Consider the following 20,414-nt stretch of genomic DNA (forward strand, 5'->3'; position numbering starts at 1 on the left):
CTCTCTGATTACTCTTCGAAGTACATCTTCTCAAACGGAATTTCGTATTGCGAAACGTTAAAGCCGACACCCTGCAGCGCCTTAATATGAACGGCTTTGGTAACGGAATAGGTCAATGGAATATATACATTTTCTTGATGAATATACGTTAAAATCTCTTTGTACATTTGCTCGCGCTGTTCCTCATTCTGCTCAACCATCAGGTCCGTGATCATATGATCCAGCCACTCTTTTTTCTCCAGCCCCAATTGGGCTTGATAATCGGCGTGGGAGGGCACCCTCCATGAAGAGACATACGTTTGCGGATCATATGGCAATCCCCAGGAAAGGGAATACATCAGATCGAATTCACCCGTTTTCTGACGATCCAGATAGGCCTGCTTTTCTTCTCCAACAATGTTTAAAGCGATGCCAACCTGCTTCAGATCATTTTGCATGGATTCACTAATGGTTCGCTCCTGCGCGTTATCGGAGTTGTAATAGATTGTTAGTTCAAGCTTGTTCCCGTCTTTGTAACGATAGCCATCCGAGCCTGCAATCCAGCCAGCCGCCGTAAGCAGATCACTAGCTTTATTCATGTCATATTGAACCCCCTCAAGGCCCACATCAGCGTATGGAACCGAGGTAGAGAGCAGCGTATCCGCCACTTGTTCCGTCCCGTTTAGAATGCCATCCGCGATGATTTGTTTATGAATGGCATACATCAGTGCTTCACGCACTTGGGGCTCGCGAGTTGCTGAACGGTTCGTATTAAGAACGATCGCGCGTGAGCCAACCGGATGACTGATGACCGTGCTGTATTTCCCCTGATCCGTCAACACTTTGAACGATTCATTATCTACCATGTCACCGTCCGAACCGAATAACAGGTCTACTTCTCCCTTTTCCAGGGCAAGCAGAATCGTTTGATGGTCAGGCATGACTTTCCACTTAATCGTTTGGATCTGCGGTTTGTCTCCCCAGTAATTTTCATTGACCGTAAATGTCGCGTACTGGTCCTGCTTGTGCTCTGTTAAAATGTATGGCCCTGTTCCGGCATAGCTGCTAACTCCATTCGCAGTTGTACCGTCAACAAAGCTTTTCGGTGAGATGAAGCGAAACGGACGTGTTAACCCCAATTCCTCCAGTGTCGGGTAATACGGGTCTTTCAACACAATCTGGAACGTGGAGTCATCAATCACCTTCGTCTCCTTGATCTCAGCGACCAGATTCAGCCATGAGTTCTTCTCGACATTCTCCAGTACTGCATCGATATTCAGCTTCACGGCTTCGGCATTAAATGCCTCTCCATCCGAAAATTGAACATCTTTATGTAAATAGAAGGTATACGTTGTGCCATCTTCTGATATATCCCATTTCTCCGCGAGTGCAGGCTTAATGCCTTCTGGCGTATTGATTATAAGAGATTCGAATACCATATTCTGTGCCGGCATCTCTCCCGCGTATAGATGAGGATTAATATCTCTGATATCCTTCGTGCTGGCAAAGACCAACTCGGCGTTGGATGCTTTGGAGGTTTGCTCTGCGTTTCCTGCTTCTGTCCCGGTGCATGCCGATAATACAAGCAGAATCGAAATCAATAAAGCCAGTGTGTAAACCTTGCGTGATGTATGCATGATTCCCTTCCTTTTCCCTCATAAAGTAGATAAGTTGAAACCATTAAACATTACACTTGGCCACTCCGAGTGCAGAATCATCTTCTGATCGCTGTTATCCCCAGATTTTTTTTGATTCCCTTCTCCAAAGGGAAAAATCCGGTGATAAAGGCGAACGCTTCGCTTCTTCTGATTGATCCCGCTCTCTTCGTTCTTGTGTAATTGTTCAGTTCTTCTTATAAAGTGATTTCAGTATTATCTTGTATAAATGTAATGATTACGATTTATAATAGTAATTATTACGATTAGAATCGTAGCATACAATGTGGAGAACCACAATAACAAAATTAAAAATGGAAATAGCAAAAAAACGGCCACCTGATTGAGGTCACCGTTTTTTGCGTCCATTTCGCGATTGTAGTATATAAGTTAACACTAAAAATATTTACACTGCCACTCCGATGACAGAACAACCTTCCGAACGCTGTTATCGGTTATCTGCCATCTGACTGTAACTTTTGCAATGCCTGTTCAGCCAGCGCAGCCAGAAGGTGTGCGCCAAGCGGCAGCGCACGTTCGTCCACATCGAATGCAGGATGATGCCATTCATGCGGTCCTGACGTTCCGAGAAAGAGGAACAGACCCGGAACCTCCTTTTGATAAAAGGAAAAATCCTCGCCCGCCGGGGAAGGTATCGGTCGGATACTGTTCAGCCCAATCTCGCTCGCGACCTGCTCCGCCGCAGCAGCCAATGACGCATCATTGACCACGGCAGGGGGGCCCTGAATCCAGCGCACGGTAGCCCGTGTCCCGTAGGCTGCTGCAACACCAGCAACCACCTGGTTGAACCGCTCGCGAATCCGGGCACGCACCTTCTCGTCAAAGGTACGCACGGTGCCATCCAAGATGGCTTCTTCGGGAATGACGTTCCAGGCAGTGCCGCTGTTAATTTTGGTCACACTGATCACGGCGCTCTCCTGTGCTCCGACATTACGACTCACGATGGCCTGTAATGCAGTCACGATATGGGAAGCGACCACAATCGGGTCAATACCTGCTTCCGGCACCGCCGCATGCGTCCCTATACCTTCCACTTTGACCACAAAACCATCTGCCGCTGCGAGCAGCGCTCCTTCACGGATACCTACCGTACCGACCTGCAAATCCGGTTTGTTATGCAAACCAAAAACAGCCTGAACTTCGGATAGCGCTCCGCTCTGAATCACCTGCCGGGCCCCCGTCGCTTTCTCCTCCGATGGCTGGAATATCAAACGAACTTTGCCCTGAAGATGGGACTCACGCTGTTTCAATAATCGTGCAGCACCGATCAGAATGGCGGTGTGTGCATCATGGCCGCAGGCATGCATTCGGCCAGCGACTTGAGAGGCATACTCCAGCTTCGTCTCTTCCTGGATCGGCAGCGCATCAATATCTGCGCGCAATGCCACTACCGGGCCATCACCCTGCCCAATTTCAGCAATAAGGCCCGTTCGCAGTGAATATTCATCTGCAATCCGTACCCCTTCCTCCACCAGCCAGCCTCGGATGGCCTCTGTCGTTTCCCGTTCCTCACCGGATAGCTCGGGGTTACGATGCAAATGTCGCCGAATCGCCGTTAAGTGTTCTGCGAATTCCTCATCCTGCCCAACGTCAAGTTCAAGCTTGCGGCTCTGTTCTTCTTGGTCTGCCTGCTCAGGCTGTTTCAGATCACTGCTCACGACATAACCTCCTTTTATCATCGTATATTCCTAACTGATTACCGCTTGTGCAGGTGTTGAATCATTCGTGAATTCACCCAGTCCCTGCTCATTCAGAGCCTCACGCAGCAATTCAAATGAACGAATGCGCTTGGTAAAATCACGTGTGGCTGTGGTGACCATCAGTTCATCCACAGCAAAATCCTGCTGGAACTTCGCCAGAGCTGGACCGACCGTTTCCTTCGTACCTCTCGTCACACTTGGCTCCAGAATCTCGATCCGATACTTCTCGTTCGACTGCCGTCCGAATTCTTCCGCCTGCTCCACGGAACCAACCGTCAATATCTTGCCATTCTCCAGATGGATCTTGACCAGCATATGTTCACTTGCCAGCCCTTCGGCTTCTTCCGTACTCTCCGCCACAATTAACGACAGGGCGAGGATGGCATACGGCTCCCGCCCATGTGAACGGTCGAATTGTTCCCGGTAAATACGCAGAGCCTCCAGAGCCACCTCCGTATTGCTATTAATAAACAACGAAAATACATAAGGCAACCCCAATTCTGCCGCCATGCCTGCACTGTCGATACTTGCCCCAAGCACGTATAGCTCGGCGGGGATCTCGGATACCGGTGCAGCGCTCAAACCGGCCAAAGGATGTGTTTCATCTTCATGTGGTTCATTATGAATGAACTGCTTCACCTGATTGATTTTATCCTTCAGTGAAGCGGCCTCCTGAATTCCTTGCTGTAGTGCCTGTGTGGAACGGGGCAATCCCCCCGGCGCACGTCCAATACCCAGATCGATTCTTCCCGGGCCAAGCGCAGAGAGCACATTGAAGTTCTCGGCCACTTTGTAAGGACTATAATGTTGGAGCATCACCCCGCCAGAACCGAGACGTATCCGCTCCGTATGCGCCAGCAAGTGGGAAATGAGCACTTCGGGTGAGGAGCCGGCAACATGGCCTGAATCATGATGTTCCGATACCCAGAACCGATGAAATCCAAGCTGTTCAGCTCGCTGTACCAATTCAATCGTATGCCGAAACGCATCAATCGGCGACTCCCCTTCGTAGATCGGGGTTTGATCCAATATGCCAACACGAATACCCATCCTATTCTCCTCCTTCGATCATGCCGAACCTGACTTATTAAAATCCTTCCTGCTTCCTTAATGGATGCTCTATAGCTGCCGCAGCAGTTCCCCGAAAGGCTCTGCAAAAGGCGAGTGTTCCTCTTTTAACGTAACGACGCTGATCTGCAACGATACACCTGCAACCTCGTGCACCTGAATGGGGAACAGCTCCTGCTCCCGTACTTCCTTCTGTACTGTTAATCCAGGCAGAAATGCGATGCCTGCCCCCTGCATAACCAGTTTCTTCGCCGTTTCCGAATGATCGACATGATATGTAATATCCGGTGGATGTTCCAGCGAGTCAAAGGCCCGATGAATGCGCAGCCAGTCCAGTGAACCACATTCGAAAAAGACAAGCCGCTCATTCCGGATGGCTTCCATACTGACATGCCCGCGTTCGATAAACGGGTGTCCTTTGTAAACGTAAAGCTGAATGGGATCTTCATAAAAGGCAACCGTACGAATCGCCGGGTGCATGACCTTGCGTACAAACGCCAGATCGATCTCCTGATTCAGCAGCTTGGCGACCAATTGATCTGTCGTTGCTGTCGTCAGCTTCATGCTGACTTCGGGATAAGCTTCCTTGATTTTGGGCAGAAAGTCCGGAATGACATAATTGGATACGGATACCGTACTGCCGAGTCGCAGTGCATCGGGCGTCGTACGGCGTTGCTGGATCTTCTGTCTGCCCTTCTGAATCACTTGCAGCACTTGCTGGGCGTAGGGAAGGAATTTTCTTCCTTCTTCCGTGAGCACAATCTGTTTGCCAAGACGGTCAAACAATTTGCATCCGAGTTCACGTTCAAGGGACTGAATACGAGCGGTGACAGAAGGTTGGGACAAAAAGAGTACCTCGGCAGCCTTATTGAAGCTTCCGTAATGATTGATGTATACAAATGCTTCAATGTTCTCAATATTCATAAGCGCCCCCCGAATCCAGTTTATATACACATTGAACAAAGAATATTTATACTTGCTACTCTGATGACAGAACAACCTTGATTTCTATATCTATTTATCCAATGAATTTACTTGGTTTTATGATATCGTAAACCCATTCTTTTCCAGCGTCAATATCAATTCTTCCAGAGAACGATCCAATCGTGCAGTGATATCCGCCGAAATTACGTATTTCCCGTCATCGAGTCGATCAATTCCCTGATCAACCGCATATACCCCGCCGAGAATATGTCTGCCGCCAAGTGCTGCCAGAACAGGCTTCAATGCATAATCGATGGCGAGCAGATGGGCGATCGAGCCTCCGATGACGAGTGGAAGAGACAGTTTGCCCCGCAGTCCTTCTTGTGGAATCAGATCCAGGAACAGCTTCAGCACACCTGAGTACGATGCTTTGTATACCGGAGTCGCCACAATGACGGCGTCCGCAGCTTCAACGACAGCGAGTGCATCCCGAATGATTGAGCTATCGAATCGGGCTTGCACCAGATCTTCCGCTGGCAGGTCAGCCACATGAATCACCTCAACGGTAATGCCTGCCTCTTTTAATTTATTGCTGCTGTAATCGGTAAGGCCTGTCAGACGCGAACGTTTGGAAGGCGCTCCGGCAATAATAACGACATGTGACATCATGATTCCTCCTTGGAATAGCGGTCAAGCCGCTCCTTTTACTTTGGGGTCAAGCCGATCGCGAATATCGTCTCCAATCAGATTAACCGCCAGTACAAACATGGTAATTGCGAGTCCCGGGAAGGTACAGATCCACCAGGCCACCGTCAGATAACCTCTTCCTTGCGAGAGCAGCGCTCCCCAGTCCGGAATTTCCTTCAACACGCCAAGTCCGAGAAAGCTGAGCCCGGAGCCTGTCAGAATGGAGCTACCCACGCCGAGCGTCGCCATCACCAGCAACGGTGACAACGAATGAGGCAGTACATGTTTCCAGAAAATACGGGCATTGGAGCCCCCAAGCGAACGTGTAGCTGTAATAAAAGGCAAACCTTTAACGGACATCACCTGCCCACGCATCACCCGTGCATACCCCGGAATGGAGGATACCGCAACAGCCAGTGCAATGTTAAGCAGTCCTGGCCCCAACGCTGCCGCGACGGACAATGCCAGTAACACGCCTGGAACAGCCATCAGAATATCGACGGCGCGCATGGTGATAGTGTCCAAAATACCTCCTGCATAGCCTGCAATAATGCCAAGGGCACTGCCCACAAGTCCACCTACGAGCACCGAGGCAAATCCAATCAGCAGTGAATCCCTGCTGCCATGCACAACTACACTGAACATATCCCTGCCAAAATAATCGGTCCCAAACAGGTGCACAGCAGAGGGAGCCTGCAGGATGGCATCCGTCATCATCTGAGTAGGGTCATAAGGAGCAATCCAGCCCGGCACGACTGCACAAGTGACGGTAAACACCACGATCAGCAACGCTGCATAAAAGAATAAACGGGAAACCGCGAATGAGACGCGGTGACGCAGAGGACGGCGACTCCAGAGGCGTAAACGCCCTGTTCTGCCGATCCAGCCTTTTTTGTCACCCACCAATGGTTTCATGCTCATAAGACTCCTCCTTCCTTACTCCGCGTTCAGATGTTTAAGACTGTTCCATCCGTCATCACGTTCGGACTGCACGCCTAACTCGGGGATCAATGTACGCATAAGAGATATCCACCAGTAAATTCAACACGACATAGATAATCGCTGTAAAAAAGACAACTCCCTGCACGACAGGCAGGTCTTTGGCCATCAACGCATCCGCGATGATTCTGCCGATCCCCTGTCTAGAGAAGACGGTCTCCACCACAACGGTTCCTGCGAGCAGATCACCGATCAACATGCCAATCACCGTCACCGCAGGAATCAGCGCATTTCGCAATGCATGAACGTACATAATCGTTCGCTCTGTAAGCCCCTTGGCTCGCAATGCCACGATAAAGGGTTCATTCACCACTTCCAGCATGCTGTTACGCACCATACGAACGATGAAACCCGCACCGACGATCCCCAGTGTTGCAGCTGGAAGTACCAATGAACTGAACCCATCGGAACCCATCGCCGGGAACCAGCCAAGCTGTACCGAGAATAACAAAATCAACAGAATGCCGGTCCAGAAGGTCGGCATGGAGATGCCAAACAATCCAACGAGCCGGGCGATGAAATCAATCACGCCATTACGATGAATGGCAGACAGTACGCCGAGCGTAATGCCGATGGTTATCGCTATGATCGAGCTGAGCGCGGTGAGTGCCAGTGTGGCCGGGAAATGTTCCAGTATCTTGGGCAGTACCGGGTCGGAATTGATCATGGATTTGCCGAAATCCCCACGCAACATGTCTCCGAAATAGTGGGCAAACTGAATGTAAAACGGCTGATCCAGACCAAGCTGAACCCGCAGGTTCTGAATCATCTCGGGTGTTGCCGATGACGGGTCCAGCATGAGCAGGACCGGATCACCCGGCAGCAGATACATGATGCAGTACACCAACACCGAAGCTCCGAAAATAACCAGAAGCGATGTAGCAAGTCTTGTCAGTATCGTTTGAACCATACCGGGTCGTCTCCTTCCTGTCTGCATCATTGACGGTACGTTTTATGGCTGAATCCGAACATCATTGAACAACGGATACCCGAGTGAATCAAACTTGATACCCTCCACCGATTTGGATGCAGCCACCGTATAAGGGAACACATAGATCGGTAGAATTACAGCCTGCTCGATCAAATATTGCTGAATGTGATTATAGATATCCACGCGTTTATCCGGATCAGTCTCCACCGCTCCTTGCTCCAGCAGTTTATCGATCTTCGGATCGGACAGACCTGATAATGTCGGACGTTCACCCTCTGCACTCGTATGATAGAAAGCGAAAAGTGCATTTGGATCGGAGTTGACCTGGCTGTTGCCATAGAGATCATAATCCCAGTTCTGATAGATGACCGTAGCAATGTCCTTCGTAATTTCAACTTCAACCGCTATGCCCACCTGTTTGAGCTGCTGCTGGATAATCGCAGCAATGTCATTGCGCTTCTCCCGGTTCGGCGAACCGTCCACATAACGCAAGGTCAGCTTCTGACCATCTTTTTCACGGATGCCATCTGCTCCCTTGACCCAGCCCTGCTCATCAAGCAGCTGATTGGCCTTGTTGATATCCGGATGGATACTTCCTTCCAGGGAGGCATCATAACCGAGGATTCCTGGAGACAGTGCAGACCACGCTCGTTCGTAGTTACCCAGATACAATGTCTTAACGATGGATTCCACATCTACAGCAGATTGAACCGCCTGTCTGACTTTCACATCATCCCAAGGCGCTTTGCGCAGATTGAAAAAGAGGGTATACGGCAATCCGACCGTATTGGCCTGCAGCAATTGCTGGTTTGGATCACTCTTCAGTGCAGCAATATTTTGCGGTGGAACGGTTTCTGCCGCAAGTACCTGCTTACTCTGTACACTGCCGATGCGCGTTGCTTCTTCCGGTACAATTTTGAACGTAATCGTATCGATATGAGGGGCACCTTTATTTTCAACCGTTTCCGGAGCCCAGTTGTAATCCTTGTTTTTGGCGACAACGATATCCGCATTTTCATCCCATTTCACGAAGGTATACGGGCCAGTGCCCACCGGATTTTTACCCAACTGATCACCGTATTTCTTGGCGGCTGCAGGAGACACGATCCCTAGCAGGGCCTGACTCAAGTTGCCGAGAAAGGCTTGCGAAGGCTGTTCCAGATTCACCTTTATGGTGTATTCATCAATGACATCTGAGGAGGTATAAGGTCTGATCAGGGCAAGGGAATTAGCGGCTTTGGTGGCCGGATCGATCACCCGATCCAGATTGAACTTCACGGCTTCCGCGTTAAATGGTGTCCCATCATGGAACTTCACATCTTCACGCAGCTTGAACGTATAGCTTTTGCCATCTGCCGATACACTCCACTCCTTGGCGAGCCAAGGTTTAATGGAACCATCCGGCAGCTGTACCACCAGATTGTCATAGATCGTCCGGATCGCACGTACGGTGACGGCAAGACCACTTCGATGCGGGTCCAGCGTATCCGGTGATGTGGCGAGTGCATAGGTTAAATTCCCACCTTCTGCTTGCCCCGTCTGCTCCCCACCGGAAGCCTGAACTGCACTGCTCGAGTTACCTGCCGCTCCGCAACCGGATAATACCAGCACCAATCCTGCCGCCAATGCCATATATTTCATCCATGAGATAGACCTGTTCATATCGCTTCCCCCTCTGTGTCTGTGTATACAGGTGTCATTGATTAATTCATTTTATCGAATTATTAATTTATTCATTATATAACCTATCCGTTAACTTGGTTTTGAAGCATCATTCAGCCACTTCAGTAAATGCAATCCGATCACGTGCACTTCCTTTCGTGCGGTATACTGATTGCTTGGCGCCTATTTCATCCGGATGCCTCATTCCTGGACTGTTGTTACCGACCTTATGTTCTGCATATTGTTAAGCGTGCTGGGTTCCCACTTGCTCTCGGGCAGCCGTGTAACGGTTCACTGGAATTTGCACACCGAGATTGCCGCGCAATGTATCATGCTCGTATTCGGTGCGATAGATGCCGCGCTCCTGCAGAATCGGGACAACCAACTCCACAAAATCGGACAATCCACTTGGCAGTTCGGAAGCAATAATGAAGCCATCCGCCGCTTCCGCCTCAAACCATTCCTGGATCTTGTCAGCCACCTGCTCTGGAGTGCCCAGGAACTTGCTGCGCGGTGTGGCTGCCCGCAGGGCCACTTCACGCAACGTCAACCCCTGTTCTTTGGCGTCCCGTTTGATTTTGTCCGTACCACTGCGGAAACTGTTGCTGCCGATGCCATTCAGCTCAGGGAACGGTTCATCCAGCGGATATTGGGAGAAGTCATGATGCTCGAAGAAACGTCCCAGATAATCCAGCGCTTTATCGATGGTGACCAGGCTCGCAATCTCCTGGTATTTCTGTTCTGCTTCCTCTTCTGTCCGTCCAATGATCGGATTGATTCCTGGCAGAATGACGATATCCTGTGAAGAACGTCCATAGGAAGCCGCCCGTGTTTTGACATCCTTGTAAAAGGCCTGTGCATCCTCAATCGTATCGTGCCCGGTGAAGACCGCGTCCGCTTCCTTCGCAGCAAGGGTCTTGCCATCCTCCGAAGAACCGGCCTGGAAAATGACCGGCTGCCCCTGTCGCGAACGTGCAATGTTAAGCGGACCCTGTACGGAGAAGAACTCTCCTTCATGATTGAGTGTGTGCAGCTTAGATGGATCGAAGAAAACGCCGCTCTCTTTGTCTCTTACAAATGCATCATCTTCCCATGAATCCCACAGCCCCTTGGTCACCTGCAAATATTCCGTTGCAATCCGGTATCGTTCCGGATGGGTTGGGTGGTTGCTTTTACTGTAGTTTTTCGCTGAACCTTCAAGCGGGGAAGTTACAACGTTCCAGCCGGCACGCCCGTCACTGATCAGATCGAGGGAGCCGAACTGTCTGGCAACGGTGAATGGATCACTGTAGGACGTGGAGAGGGTTCCAACCAGACCGATCCGCGATGTAATGGCGGCCAGGGCGGACAACAAGCTGATGGGCTCAAATCGATTCAAGAAGTGAGGTATAGATTTCTCGGTAATATAAAGACCGTCAGCGATAAAAACGAGATCGAATTTGCCTTCTTCCGCCTTCAACGTCTGGCGCTTGTAAAATTCAAAATTCACACTGGCATCCGATTGAATCTCCGGGTGTCTCCAAGTCGTCATGCTGCCTCCGACACCGTGGACAATCGCTCCAAATTTCAAACTGCGCTGATCCGTCATAACCATTCCGCCTTCCTTGGATTAGAATATTTCAAGACATTTCTGAAGTCCGATCTGTTAGGGATTACGAATGAAGAAATTCAAATGTTAACTATTCCTATGAGTTTGGTCAGTTTTAATTCCACAAATCTTATCACTGCCCCGCACATCGGTCAACAGCGTTACTTATAGAACTTTTCTATATAAGGATTGGATATGTGAATAGGAGGAGAAACGATGTCTTAAAGTTACTTTAAAAGTCCCGACTGCTGCAAACTGAAAATGACAGCCTTTCGCAGTCGGAAACTGCTTTATCATGAGATGCACCACGTCCGGTCAGACTGCTGCTTCATCGGGCTGGGCGAGAAGTTCCGCCAGCTTCTCCAAATCAGGCTCAAGCAATGCTTCATACTTGCCGTCCCCACCCACCTCAATAACAGGTACATGTCGAATGCCATATTTGGCTTCAAGCACATCCCTCAGCACATCATTGCCTTGCACTTCGATGTTCTCAAAAGGCTGGTTACGGGCCGTAAGAAATGCCTTGACCTCCCCGCAAAAATGACAGCCTGTTTTGCTCCAGAGCACTACTTTTTTCGATGTAGAAGACATTGGCATACCTCCTGATTGATTTTATTGGGAGATCAGGATGGCTCACCACCCAGACCATTCATTCCTATCTGTTAAATAAGAATTATGGCTATAAATGTACTCCTCGTCACTTCAAGCGTCAATGGATCTGCCAATAGAATAAACCTATAAGAGGATAGAAAAATTAAATTTAAAATTGGAGAAAAACTCTGCAAGAGCACTTTTAATCCCTGGACGCATCCCTGACCATGTTAAAAACCTGTTTGGCAGAACCAGCATAATGGTTAACCTGCTCCGGACATTTATCCATAGCCCATCGGAGGTTATCAAAGGCCTTTAACAGTAATACATGCCTCGCCAGATCCAGTTCCTCCTCACTCATTCCGTATCCTTCCGAGAACGCTTTCAATTGTTCCTCATCAGGGCCTTCTCCCCGAAGCTGACACCTCATGAGATGGATGACATCTCCATACGGCACGACAGTAACTTCGGCACTCCCCCAATCGAGCAATATCAATTGCCCTGTCGGATGAACCATCGTATTTTTCAACGAAATATCGCCATGACATAAACCGAAGCGAAACTTTTTATTACTCAGCTGCTCGAACCATTGTCGTACAATCCCAGATTCCTTTTTCTTGATCACGCCCAACTCAAGCAACGGATCATGCTCTGTCAAACTATTGATATTATAATGCACATATCCTCGCCAACTGCCATCTGATCCTGGATGAGGCGGAGAACGGAATGTACCCTGAATGGGATCAATCAGCTCCTCGCCAAAACCGGTCACTTGAATGGAATGAATTTGTTTCGCATATTCACCGAGCTTCCTCCAGATGTCGGACGGGGCTGCCTTGCTGTCCAATCCGTTATCCCCTTCGACAAACGTTTGAATCATATATGCCGTTTCATCCATAACCCCAACGGACCATGTATAAGGACCCGGAATACCCGCTGCTGCCTGCTCAATACACCATTTCTCCTTGATGAAGGTGGGGTAATTATCCTTATTGTTCATGCGGACCACGACTTTATGACCTTCCGTCTCAACCACGCAAACCTGATTGACAAAGCCTTTTCCGATAATCGGATATGAGGATTTCACTTGTTCCAGCAGAAACTCACCAGCGATTCTTCGGGCTTGTATTACCATTGTGTCATTCATCGTGCATTCCCCCTGTTTTGATATACGTAAGCATGCTTGCGAAAATTGAATTGGTCCTAGTGTAAAAGTAAATCGCTAATCTTTCAATCGTTACACTTCATGATTCGTGATATATGTAAAGCTCGGATGCGGAAAGATGTATAGCGTTACGATACACTGTACATCACATTCCGCATCATGCTGTCGAGCCGATCTACAAGGCAGCCGAACCCCGTCATTACAAATCTTCGTTCAAAAGCTGCGGGGGAGCGATGATGGGCCAGCCTTCTTCCATCGAATGCAATCGGTTGGCAGATACATGAACAACATGCCCGGTTTGCACTCCCCACCGTTCCGCAGCATAGGGGGTTACAAACCTCCTGCGTTTACCGTCACTAATCTGGTACCACACATCCCGCTCATTCGTCGTAGCTACAATCATGCCTTCTTCCAACGCCTCGCGGTTGCTCTGAACCGGTTGAGCATGAACATGATTTCTTTCCAATGGCCAGCCCTGTACCTCACCCGCAGATACCAGCGGCTCACCTGCGGGTACACCGAGCAGATCCGGTTTGGCAACCAGAACGGGAGATATGCCTCGCGGAACGGGGATGTTCAGCTTACGTCGCTGTCCGCGAATCAGTCGGTAGACATCTCCCTTGATGTCCGAGATGAAACAGGACTCCGGGTAAAAATCCGTACTGCGTCTCAGCCTGAGCGTTATATCACTGCTGCCCTTGGTGGACATGCGCTGTCGCAGGTCAGGCGAGTCCCTCTTGTCAAGGGACGACGTGTTCTCGTGCTGACTGGACGACACTTTGGCATGCAGCGAGAGGCGGGAAGTTTCTGTAACCAGCGCATGGGGATCTCCCCATTTTCGGGTATAAAACTGTTCATTATCTTCGTTCACAACAACAAAATCCTGTTCTCCCAGTGCCTTCATACTAACACTTCCATAGTGATGAATGAAGGCATCCCCTGCCACCGCCAGCCTGTATCCCGCCAGCTTCGCCCGGATGATCCAGTCGTCATCTTCAAAGTTGCCCACCGCGTAACCCTCGTCAAGGTAACCTACCCGCTCCAGCAATTCCCGGGAGAACAGCCAGCAAAATCCGACCAGTCTTTCAGTCTGCCGATGTTTTGTGGCATCCGGCCGATTATGTCGGGCAGCAAAAGACCACATGTCCTCCACTTCCCTGTACGGGACTTCAATCTGCTGATCTCCGCCAATGTAATTCGTTACCGGGCCCACGACTCCGATCTCGGGATGGCTGTCAAGACAGGTCATCATGTTTTCCAGCCAACCCGGGGTGACCAGTGTATCGTTGTTCAGTACGACAATGTGTCGACCTCTCGCCATCATCAGCCCGTGATTGACACCACCGGCAAAACCACGATTTTTATCCAGCGCAGCGACCCTTACCATGCCGCCTTTGCGAAGCATGGCTTCCGCCGTGCCATCCTTGGACGCGTTATCCACAACGATAATTTCAAAAGGAGCAGGCGTATGTTTTTCGATACTGGATACACATTGCAGGACATACTCGCGCTGGTTGTATGTCGGGATAATAATGCTCACCCCTTCGAATACCAGCCCGAAAGAGCTCTGTCCCTGCCGCACGCCCTCATCATACCCTCGGTGGTAGCCCTGCTTATACTGTTTTTCCTCTTTGGCCGCCCGCGCTCCTGTACCTTTGCGCCTAAATTTCCGTACAGTTCGACTTCGAGCTGAGTGCAGAATAACGGTATCCGTCCGTGACTCTTTCCGCTGTCTTGAACGTCTGCCTGATGTGCTCATGTTGCTTCCCCCATTTCCCCTTGTCTGATGCATACGGAATAGTAACCCCCGCACCCGACCGTCCATTAGAGTTGAAGCTCTCCTGTAACCAATTTGTCAGCCAAATGTCCAAAATCGATGGCAACCCGACCCAGCTCGCCAGCAATTCGGCGGCACAGAATGACGGCAGGAATTCCTGCTGCTACAAGAGCGATATCAAATGAATGCTCCGCAGTTTGCTGCATTACTCTCGGGATGTCCGCTACCCCCTCCACTGCGCCTATGATGCCTGTCACATGAATGCCGCGGCTGTGCAACAATGCTCCGAGCTCCGCAGCTCGGCTCCCAATTAGCAGCACCCGGCGTCCATGTATCACGGGCAGCAACAGACCTGACTGGTGCAGACTGTAGTTAATCGTGGAACTGGTCAAATTCAGACGGGACCAGTCAATGCCGAAATGGCGTAATACTGGAAATAACAGCCCCTGAAAGGTGGGGGCACGCGAGGTGGGGACGCCTACCCAATCTGCGCCGTGAATTGCATCCGCGAGCGTAGCGCGGATGTCCGGGGTAGAGCGTGGCACCCCTGCATAGGGCAGAAACGGTGCCAGCTCCTGCACTTGTTCGCCGGGCAGCACGGTGTCGGCGGCGAGGGTCAGCAGTTCGCCATCTCCGAGGCGAACGACGGACAGGGGGCGCTGCGCATCCAGCGCCCCCTGGATGTGGCCAGCCATCTCATGAGGGCTGGCCAGCCGGGTGAGGCTGGGCGCGTATTGGCGGAATCCCGCCTCAATCAATTCTGCCGCCGCGGCTGGCAGAATATGATCGGGCGGGATATACTGCGCGACCAGCCCCTCCCCGCCCGCGAACACGCCGTCGCGGAAGCCCTCGGCGTAGCCGCTCTCGGGCAATGCAGCCGGCTGCGCAGGCGCAAGTGCCCTTGCGCTGCCCGCATTCGCGGCAGCGCTCTTCCGCCCCACGGGAGCGACACCACCGTGACGGTGTGTCGCTTGCCGCGGGGCGGAGCCAGCACTGCTGGCAGGCATCGCCTGTGGCGTGCTGGCTTGCGGTGCTGGCTCAAGCGCACGCTGCGCAGCCGTGCGCTGTTTGCTGCGGGCGCCTGCGGCCCGCCCGCCGCGCGGCGCAGCATGCCTGCGGCTGGCAGCTGCGCGCTTGCCCGTTTTGGCTCGCGCCCCTTTGCCGCCACGGCTTAAGCTTGCTTTGGCTCGCGCGCCTGCGCTCCCTCGCCCTTCACCTGTTCTTGCTCCCGGTTTGGCTCGTACGCTTGCATTTCCGCCACGTTTTGCACGGGTACGTCCGATAGCTTTAGCTTTCTGCTCTGCATGCTGCTTGCCTTCTGTTCCTGCGTGTTCCACACTTCTCAACCTCGTACTTTCGTTTCCCAACTCACGGTCTGAACTCGCTTGGGGCTGCACTCCCACAGATGCGTGCCAGATGCCGGCATGGCTGCCCCGTGTCTTCTTTTTGACCACATCGCTGCGTTTTGCTACTCTCACGGCATTCCCTCCCTTGGCATGCACGAGGAGTGCCGCCGCTGCACAAAGCGCCGGAGCATTCTTCCGGCTCCGGCGCAGGTTGATCTGATCTCACGGGATACTTTACAGCGGCAGCATCAGGCGCATATATTTTAGGGCAGTTGTCCCTTCATGTGGATAGCTGCTTCCTGAAGCGATTGGAATGTTCCTGCATCACTCCAATATTTTTGCAAAATATCGTATTCCAATCCTCCAGCAGCTGCATAGTGATTGTTTACATCCGTAATTTCAAGCTCGCCACGTGCAGAAGGTGCAATGTTTTGAATGAGATCAAATACATGGTCATCATACATATATATGCCAGTAACACAATAAGAGGTCTTGGGGTCACTCGGTTTTTCCTCAATGTATGAGATTCGTTCCGGATGCTGTGGATCAAACACCGGTACCCCATACCGCCGTGCATCATCCACTTCTTTGAGCAAGACACGAGCCGTACCCGTTGGTTGCTGCATATATCGATCCACATAAGGCTTCAAATCGTCACTAAACAAATTGTCTCCCAGCAGTACAACGAACTTCTCCCCCGGAAGGATAAAAGACGTCGCCAGATCCAATGCTTCAGCAATCCCGCCTGCCTTTTCCTGAATCCGATACGTAAGTTTGACACCATGATCTGCTCCACTACCCAAATACTCCGTATATAACCCAGCGGAATGTTTGTTGATGACAATTAATATTTCTTCAATACCTGCCTGGCGGAGTCTGTCGATGCCATACATAATCATCGGATGCTTGCCGACTGGAATCAGATGCTTGTTAATCAGCCGGGTCAGAGGATACAGCCGCGTTCCTGTTCCGCCTGCAAGAATTACACCTTTCATTCCACTATCCCTCCTTCTTAAGATGTCTCAATATAATTAAGGGGATCGACATGCCATTTGTTGATAAAAATGGATCGATTGCGCTCAAGCAACTGTTTCCACGCCACAGGATCGGTCTTCTGAAAACTTGCACTGCCGCGATGATGTACCAGAACATCCCCGCATACCAGCAACCGATATCCCTGCAAGCAGGCCCTGTAGCAATAATCGTCATCTTCATAGTGTCCTGGCGAATATACTTCGTCAAGCACACCAATATCCTCCATCACACTTCTCCGCATCAGCATGCACAAACCGACAATCCGTTTGACTTCCTTCCATCTGGACGAATCGGCTATATTGTTGGCAGCAGCCAGCTCCTGAAAATGTGCCATATCCCGAAAGTCCAGCTCCACTTGCTGGATACCGCTGGCATAGTTGGTCACCGGACCTGTAATTCCGATGCTTCCATGACTGTAGAGGGCTGCCCGCAAATTTTCCAGCCAGCGGGATGTGACCGTAACATCATTATTCAGCAGCAGGAGCTCATCACCACATGCTGCACGGAGTCCGGCATTACATGCTGCCGGGAAACCCCGATTTTCCGGTAACCGGACAAAACGGATTCGTTCACGGGCACAGTACGCAGCGGTTCCATCAACCGAACCATTATCCACAACGATAATTTCATATGGGGTATGGATATCGGTATACGTTCGAATGGCATCGATACATGGCTTCAGCAGGTCAAGCCCATTGTACGTCGGAATAATAATACTCGTCAGTGTCATCTGGCGTTCCTCCTATAGGCCACTTCGACACGGGAAAGCAAGCGGGCTTGCGAATGATTTCCGCCCATTTCCAGCCAGGTTGCCAGCGCCTCCAGGTGGTCCCCGATGATCAATCTGGCGACTTCGTTGCCGCTGCCCATATTGGTGGAACGCAGACGATTGGAACGAATGACATCCACTTGACTTGGTGCAGTTACTTTTAATCCATGCTGGATGGCAAGGCTTTGCGCCTTGGGGGGCACGGCCAGCGCCTCCGGTTTTACGATCTGGATCATGTTACGCGAGAGGGCATGAGGTACAGCCGTCAGCGAGTTGGAACCCAGATCCGATCGGTTCAATACCCGGTTAAGATAAGCTTTGATCCGGCTCACTTCATCCTGGCGGGCAAAGGGAGGCAAAAGGGAGGTTAGGTTGTTCAGTGCCACATCATCTCCCCGGTCGACCGCATACAAGAACGGAGCAAGTTGCTCCGCCGGGACGACCATATCCCCATCCACAAAGAGAAGGATGTCCGCCTCCGTCATTTTGGCCCCCAGTGCTCGGCCCACATCATGTCCAGCCCGATCTGGTTCATACACCAGTGTAACGCCAGGCTGTTCCAACACCTGGGTTAGACTATTGTCGGTTGTTCCGTTTAATACCACAATGATATCCTTCAAAGGTAAACGTTTCAGTTGTGCTAACACTTGCCCCAGCGTAAGTTCCTCATTACAGGCACAGACTACCGCAGCAGCAGATTGATGAAGGGCAAGGGGAACGATATTCAATGAACGCCCTGAAGCATGAGCATAACCCTGCATAAAGGCTTTCCCCGCCTGCATGGCTGCGCTATAGCTTCTTAGCTCCGCCGAGATCTTTGCTTCATGCTCCTGCCAAGCCCAACGCGCATGTTGTTCAATGGATTCATTATTTTCCAGTGTCTTGTGTCCCGCTGCTAGACCTGCTTTCCATATTTCATGCAGTACGAAGCTTCTCGCTGCGGGCTTGCTCGTTGCTGCACTCTTTATCGGGGATTTGGTCAGAACCCTCCTGCCCTTGGTTCTGTTCCGGGTTGTTCGTCTGTTTACTGTCCGTTGACGACGGACACCCCCTGAACGCCCCTTCATTTCCTCACCTCCAGCATTCTGCATCTTTTGACGTGTCGCTTTCTGGATTTATGCAAAATACTCATGTGCATGCTCACCTTATCAAGCTGCGAACACGCTGCAGATCGGAATGTCCTCCGCGTGGGCCCAGCTTATCGGTAATCCACCGGATTGCGGTCAGATGATCATTCCATACCACTTGACTGAGCAGATCGGGCCCTCCGCGTCTCTTGACTCGCACCGGATTCATTTTGCCTACAGGCACATGATGAACGGCACGTACCTCCAACCCGCCAGTCACAGCCATTGCATGGGCCAGCGGTGGCGTCTCCAGAGTATCCGCACCGATTACCTCAAGTGCCCTGCGACTTAATGCATGCGGAATGGCGGTCATGGAAGCTCCTTTCAGATCGGGTCTCGCAAGCATGCTATTCAGGGCATGTTTAGCCTCGACCACAGGGTGAACAGGGATACGCGTAACCGGACCGTCATAATCATTAAGCGCGACATCCGTCCCATCCAGAATTGCCCTTACATAAGGCGCCAGATGTTCTGCCGAAATGGGTATGTCTGCATCCGTAAACAACAGCACCCTGCCCCGAGCCGCCGCTGCACCGACCCGCCGTCCTCCATCATGTCCCAGTGCTTCTGTATAACGAAGCACCTGTGCCCCCGCCCTTCTTGCAACTGCTGCTGTCCCGTCCGTTGAACCGTTAACAACAACAAGCACTTCCGAATCACGGCATATACGCAGCGCCTGACGAACGACCGCACCAATGGTCCGTTCTTCATTCATGGCAGGTATAACAACCGAAAGCATGGGCTGATGCGAGTTTGCCGATCCCTGCACGAGTGTATCTCTCATGGCATGTTCCGCTCCGAGCTCTGGCCAATCTGCAAGTTCCACGGGTGGAATCACGTACTTATAGGCCTTTGTACCCTTTTTGTATGCAGATTTCAAACGACGTTTCTTTACTTGTGCCTTTCTTTGTACCCGATTCGATTTGGATGCATAAAAAGCAGTATTACGGCGTTTTTGCAACACAGTCACCTCCCGGGTATACATCATCGGCATGCAAAGGGAGTACACGTTATTCTATGTATTCATGGAGCAGTGGAAACGGCGTATGTCCTTGAACCGAGCAGGTTCTGTCGGCCACAAGGTCAAGTCAATCCATTTATTTAGACAGCATCCGTCAAAATATGCAGAAACCGCTAAAGCTCCCCTACTTCAGACACAATTTTAAAAAAAATCTAAAATTGCATCTTTTCCAAACTTTTACATTGTGATAATATACGTTGCAAGCAGTTATTGACAAAAAAAACCAATGGTGAACACATGTTCCTTTCAGTTTTTTTTGTTCTCATTAATTGACCTTAGGTTAAATCAGAACGCTGGAATACAGCTGTAAACAGTTTCTGGCCTGCAACTTGAAAGGAGTGATGCCGCACAAAACGTAATTCAGATATG

General features: G+C 50.8%; 17 protein-coding genes. All 17 read right to left on the minus strand.

The features are described 5' to 3' along the window. Nucleotides 1-8: 8 nt before the first annotated feature. Entirely contained in the window at nucleotides 9-1,616 is a 1,608-nt protein-coding gene (gene nikA / locus JNUCC31_RS08610) for a nickel ABC transporter substrate-binding protein (protein WP_192270483.1), read from the minus strand. Nucleotides 1,617-2,089: 473 nt separating this feature from the next. After that, nucleotides 2,090-3,313, minus strand: coding sequence for an amidohydrolase (locus tag JNUCC31_RS08615; RefSeq protein WP_416234387.1), 1,224 nt, complete (start codon nucleotides 3,311-3,313; stop codon nucleotides 2,090-2,092). Between the two features lie 30 nt (nucleotides 3,314-3,343). Beyond that, a complete protein-coding gene (locus JNUCC31_RS08620) occupies nucleotides 3,344-4,405 on the minus strand; it encodes an LLM class flavin-dependent oxidoreductase (protein ID WP_192270487.1) in 1,062 nt (353 codons plus the stop codon). A gap of 69 nt (nucleotides 4,406-4,474) precedes the next feature. Further along, nucleotides 4,475-5,347, minus strand: coding sequence for a LysR family transcriptional regulator (locus JNUCC31_RS08625; protein ID WP_192270489.1), 873 nt, complete (start codon nucleotides 5,345-5,347; stop codon nucleotides 4,475-4,477). 117 nt (nucleotides 5,348-5,464) lie between these two features. After that, nucleotides 5,465-6,013 (minus strand): NADPH-dependent FMN reductase, encoded by a 549-nt coding sequence (gene ssuE / locus JNUCC31_RS08630; protein ID WP_192272879.1) that lies wholly within the window; start codon nucleotides 6,011-6,013, stop codon nucleotides 5,465-5,467. 24 nt (nucleotides 6,014-6,037) lie between these two features. After that, nucleotides 6,038-6,955, minus strand: coding sequence for an ABC transporter permease (locus tag JNUCC31_RS08635; RefSeq protein ID WP_192270491.1), 918 nt, complete (start codon nucleotides 6,953-6,955; stop codon nucleotides 6,038-6,040). A 55-nt stretch (nucleotides 6,956-7,010) separates the two neighbouring features. Next, nucleotides 7,011-7,943 carry an ABC transporter permease gene (locus tag JNUCC31_RS08640; RefSeq protein WP_192270493.1) on the minus strand — a complete coding sequence of 311 codons (933 nt, stop codon included), beginning with the start codon at nucleotides 7,941-7,943 and terminating at the stop codon, nucleotides 7,011-7,013. A 42-nt stretch (nucleotides 7,944-7,985) separates the two neighbouring features. After that, nucleotides 7,986-9,626 carry an ABC transporter substrate-binding protein gene (locus tag JNUCC31_RS08645; protein WP_192270495.1) on the minus strand — a complete coding sequence of 547 codons (1,641 nt, stop codon included), beginning with the start codon at nucleotides 9,624-9,626 and terminating at the stop codon, nucleotides 7,986-7,988. A 244-nt stretch (nucleotides 9,627-9,870) separates the two neighbouring features. Then, a complete protein-coding gene (locus JNUCC31_RS08650) occupies nucleotides 9,871-11,214 on the minus strand; it encodes an LLM class flavin-dependent oxidoreductase (protein WP_192270496.1) in 1,344 nt (447 codons plus the stop codon). 315 nt (nucleotides 11,215-11,529) lie between these two features. Then, entirely contained in the window at nucleotides 11,530-11,805 is a 276-nt protein-coding gene (locus JNUCC31_RS08655; protein ID WP_063566643.1) for a glutaredoxin family protein, read from the minus strand. A gap of 202 nt (nucleotides 11,806-12,007) precedes the next feature. Next, nucleotides 12,008-12,952 (minus strand): phosphotransferase family protein, encoded by a 945-nt coding sequence (locus tag JNUCC31_RS08660; protein WP_192270498.1) that lies wholly within the window; start codon nucleotides 12,950-12,952, stop codon nucleotides 12,008-12,010. Between the two features lie 217 nt (nucleotides 12,953-13,169). Next, complete coding sequence (locus JNUCC31_RS08665; RefSeq protein ID WP_192270500.1) at nucleotides 13,170-14,729, minus strand: glycosyltransferase family 2 protein; 1,560 nt, start codon at nucleotides 14,727-14,729, stop codon at nucleotides 13,170-13,172. Between the two features lie 65 nt (nucleotides 14,730-14,794). Next, nucleotides 14,795-15,442: a GT-D fold domain-containing protein gene (locus JNUCC31_RS08670; RefSeq protein WP_228469585.1), complete on the minus strand. Its 648-nt coding sequence runs from the start codon at nucleotides 15,440-15,442 to the stop codon at nucleotides 14,795-14,797. 914 nt (nucleotides 15,443-16,356) lie between these two features. Further along, nucleotides 16,357-17,088 carry a sugar phosphate nucleotidyltransferase gene (locus JNUCC31_RS08675; RefSeq protein WP_192270502.1) on the minus strand — a complete coding sequence of 244 codons (732 nt, stop codon included), beginning with the start codon at nucleotides 17,086-17,088 and terminating at the stop codon, nucleotides 16,357-16,359. Nucleotides 17,089-17,105: 17 nt separating this feature from the next. After that, nucleotides 17,106-17,858 (minus strand): glycosyltransferase family 2 protein, encoded by a 753-nt coding sequence (locus JNUCC31_RS08680; RefSeq protein WP_192270504.1) that lies wholly within the window; start codon nucleotides 17,856-17,858, stop codon nucleotides 17,106-17,108. After that, on the minus strand, nucleotides 17,855-18,964 hold the full coding sequence (locus JNUCC31_RS08685; RefSeq protein ID WP_228469586.1) for a glycosyltransferase family A protein: 1,110 nt from the start codon (nucleotides 18,962-18,964) through the stop codon (nucleotides 17,855-17,857). The genes JNUCC31_RS08680 and JNUCC31_RS08685 overlap by 4 nt, the downstream gene beginning before the upstream one ends. Before the next feature lie 73 nt (nucleotides 18,965-19,037). Further along, nucleotides 19,038-19,985, minus strand: coding sequence for a glycosyltransferase family 2 protein (locus JNUCC31_RS08690; RefSeq protein ID WP_192270506.1), 948 nt, complete (start codon nucleotides 19,983-19,985; stop codon nucleotides 19,038-19,040). Nucleotides 19,986-20,414: the final 429 nt, after the last annotated feature.

The organism is Paenibacillus sp. JNUCC-31, assembly GCF_014844075.1.
Classification (GTDB): Bacteria; Bacillota; Bacilli; order Paenibacillales; family Paenibacillaceae; genus Paenibacillus.

Excerpts from the sequence above, each read along its gene's own strand:
- nikA (WP_192270483.1), bottom strand. The coding sequence starts at position 1,616 with ATGCATACATCACGCAAGGTTTACACACTGGCTTTATTGATTTCGATT.
- JNUCC31_RS08620 (WP_192270487.1), bottom strand. The coding sequence starts at position 4,405 with ATGGGTATTCGTGTTGGCATATTGGATCAAACCCCGATCTACGAAGGG.
- JNUCC31_RS08625 (WP_192270489.1), bottom strand. The coding sequence starts at position 5,347 with ATGAATATTGAGAACATTGAAGCATTTGTATACATCAATCATTACGGA.
- ssuE (WP_192272879.1), bottom strand. The coding sequence starts at position 6,013 with ATGTCACATGTCGTTATTATTGCCGGAGCGCCTTCCAAACGTTCGCGT.
- JNUCC31_RS08635 (WP_192270491.1), bottom strand. The coding sequence starts at position 6,955 with ATGAGCATGAAACCATTGGTGGGTGACAAAAAAGGCTGGATCGGCAGA.
- JNUCC31_RS08640 (WP_192270493.1), bottom strand. The coding sequence starts at position 7,943 with ATGGTTCAAACGATACTGACAAGACTTGCTACATCGCTTCTGGTTATT.
- JNUCC31_RS08645 (WP_192270495.1), bottom strand. The coding sequence starts at position 9,626 with ATGAACAGGTCTATCTCATGGATGAAATATATGGCATTGGCGGCAGGA.
- JNUCC31_RS08650 (WP_192270496.1), bottom strand. The coding sequence starts at position 11,214 with ATGACGGATCAGCGCAGTTTGAAATTTGGAGCGATTGTCCACGGTGTC.
- JNUCC31_RS08655 (WP_063566643.1), bottom strand. The coding sequence starts at position 11,805 with ATGTCTTCTACATCGAAAAAAGTAGTGCTCTGGAGCAAAACAGGCTGT.
- JNUCC31_RS08660 (WP_192270498.1), bottom strand. The coding sequence starts at position 12,952 with ATGAATGACACAATGGTAATACAAGCCCGAAGAATCGCTGGTGAGTTT.
- JNUCC31_RS08665 (WP_192270500.1), bottom strand. The coding sequence starts at position 14,729 with ATGAGCACATCAGGCAGACGTTCAAGACAGCGGAAAGAGTCACGGACG.
- JNUCC31_RS08670 (WP_228469585.1), bottom strand. The coding sequence starts at position 15,442 with ATGGCTGGCCACATCCAGGGGGCGCTGGATGCGCAGCGCCCCCTGTCC.
- JNUCC31_RS08675 (WP_192270502.1), bottom strand. The coding sequence starts at position 17,088 with ATGAAAGGTGTAATTCTTGCAGGCGGAACAGGAACGCGGCTGTATCCT.
- JNUCC31_RS08680 (WP_192270504.1), bottom strand. The coding sequence starts at position 17,858 with ATGACACTGACGAGTATTATTATTCCGACGTACAATGGGCTTGACCTG.
- JNUCC31_RS08685 (WP_228469586.1), bottom strand. The coding sequence starts at position 18,964 with ATGAAGGGGCGTTCAGGGGGTGTCCGTCGTCAACGGACAGTAAACAGA.